Genomic DNA, 1,973 nt, shown 5'->3' on the forward strand with positions numbered 1-1,973 from the left:
ACCCTTCCAAAAACACTTGAGCGTTGTATAGTTAAGCCTCTCGGGCAATTAGTATGGGTTAGCTCAACGGCTCACACCGCTTACACACCCCACCTATCTACGTCTTAGTCTCAAACAACCCTTACAAACATAATGTCTGGGAGAACTCATCTCTTGGCAAGTTTCGTGCTTAGATGCTTTCAGCACTTATCTCTTCCGCACTTAGCTACCGGGCAATGCGTCTGGCGACACAACCCGAACACCAGTGGTGCGTCCACTCCGGTCCTCTCGTACTAGGAGCAGCCCCAATCAATTCTCCTACGCCCACGGCAGATAGGGACCGAACTGTCTCACGACGTTCTAAACCCAGCTCGCGTACCACTTTAAATGGCGAACAGCCATACCCTTGGGACCTACTTCAGCCCCAGGATGTGATGAGCCGACATCGAGGTGCCAAACACCGCCGTCGATATGAACTCTTGGGCGGTATCAGCCTGTTATCCCCGGAGTACCTTTTATCCGTTGAGCGATGGCCCTTCCATACAGAACCACCGGATCACTATGACCTACTTTCGTACCTGCTCGACCTGTCCGTCTCGCAGTTAAGCTTGCTTATACCATTGCACTAACCTCACGATGTCCGACCGTGATTAGCAAACCTTCGTGCTCCTCCGTTACGCTTTGGGAGGAGACCGCCCCAGTCAAACTACCCACCAGACACTGTCCGAGAGCGTGTTTCCACTCTTCGTTAGAACATCAAACGTTAAAGGGTGGTATTTCAAGGTCGACTCCATAGAAACTGGCGTTCCTACTTCAACGTCTCCCACCTATCCTACACATCAAAATTCAATGTTCAGTGTCAAGCTATAGTAAAGGTTCACGGGGTCTTTCCGTCTAGCCGCGGGTACACCGCATCTTCACGGCGATTTCAATTTCACTGAGTCTCGGGTGGAGACAGCCTGGCCATCATTATGCCATTCGTGCAGGTCGGAACTTACCCGACAAGGAATTTCGCTACCTTAGGACCGTTATAGTTACGGCCGCCGTTTACTGGGGCTTCGATCAGGAGCTTCTCTTTCGATTACACCATCAATTAACCTTCCAGCACCGGGCAGGCATCACACCCTATACGTCCACTTTCGTGTTTGCAGAGTGCTGTGTTTTTAATAAACAGTTGCAGCCAGCTGGTATCTTCGACCGGTTCAACCTTCAGGGGAAAACCCTTACAATCTACGCCGGCGCACCTTCTCCCGAAGTTACGGTGCTATTTTGCCTAGTTCCTTCACCCGAGTTCTCTCAAGCGCCTGAGTATTCTCTACCTGACCACCTGTGTCGGTTTTCAGTACGGTTTAGATAAACCTGACGCTTAGTGGCTTTTCCTGGAAGTATGGTATCAGTTACTTCAACGCCGTAGCGTCTCGTCATCATCTCTCAGTGTTTAATAGGTGCCCGGATTTGCCTAAGCACCCCACCTACCAACTTAAACGTGCATGTCCAACAGCACGCTAACCTAACCTGCTCCGTCCCCACATCGCAGTTTATCCAAGTACGGGAATATTAACCCGTTTCCCATCGACTACGCTTTTCAGCCTCGCCTTAGGGGCCGACTCACCCTGCCCCGATTAACGTTGGACAGGAAACCTTGGTCTTCCGGCGAACGGGTTTTTCACCCGTTTTATCGTTACTTATGTCAGCATTCGCACTTGTGATACGTCCAGCAAACCTCTCAATTCACCTTCATCCGCTTACACAACGCTCCCCTACCCAACAGAATAAATTCTGATGCCGCAGCTTCGGTGCTATATTTCAGCCCCGTTACATCTTCCGCGCAGGCCGACTCGACTAGTGAGCTATTACGCTTTCTTTAAATGGTGGCTGCTTCTAAGCCAACATCCTAGCTGTCTAAGCCTTCCCACTTCGTTTCCCACTTAATATAGACTTGGGGACCTTAGCTGGCGGTCTGGGTTGTTTCCCTCTCCACGACGGACGTTAGC

At 50.7% G+C, this 1,973-nt stretch carries 1 rRNA gene; it reads right to left on the reverse strand.

The window, feature by feature from the left end:
• Window positions 1-27: 27 nt before the first annotated feature.
• Window positions 28-1,973 (reverse strand): 23S ribosomal RNA (locus A3GE_RS0105125); the annotation flags it as partial.

This window comes from Rodentibacter pneumotropicus DSM 21403 (genome assembly GCF_000379905.1).
In the GTDB taxonomy this organism is placed as follows: Bacteria; Pseudomonadota; Gammaproteobacteria; order Enterobacterales; family Pasteurellaceae; genus Rodentibacter; species Rodentibacter pneumotropicus.